The organism is Mesorhizobium sp. BHbdii (genome assembly GCF_053848045.1).
Genome location: NZ_JBSPKX010000320.1, coordinates 1 through 398, shown reverse-complemented (window position 1 = coordinate 398; position 398 = coordinate 1). Strand labels below are relative to the sequence as shown.

At 63.6% G+C, this 398-nt stretch carries 1 protein-coding gene; it reads right to left on the bottom strand.

What is annotated here, in order from left to right; all coding sequences use genetic code 11:
- On the bottom strand, positions 1-398 hold a 398-nt coding region (locus tag ACWTU8_RS33235), incomplete at both ends, for a hypothetical protein (RefSeq protein WP_455851431.1).

The following is a 398-nucleotide window of genomic DNA, read 5'->3' as shown; positions in this document are numbered from 1 at the left end:
CCCGCCAGGGCAGCACCCGCTATATTGCCCAGCTGCGCGCATAAGATGCCAAGGCCAACTGTCCTGGTCAGTAGGCTTCCGCCGACATGCTGGATCAGGGCTTGGCTGGTCGGATAGGAAAGCAGGGATCCGAGCGAGGCCATGCAGGCACAGGCGTAGAGAACGAGGAGCGGAACGCGCTCTGCGACCAGGATCTGCGCCGCAAGACCCAGAAGCGTCATGGCAAGCGCGTGCGTTGTCTCGCCCACGGCAAACACGCGGCGGCGCGGCCAGAGGTCGAGGTGCGGTCCCATCAACAGTCCGACCGCGAAAGCCACGACCTGCCAGCAGATCAGAACCTCGCCAACCGCCTTGGTTGTCCCGGTTATCTGGAGCGTGAACCAGGAGATCAGGACGAT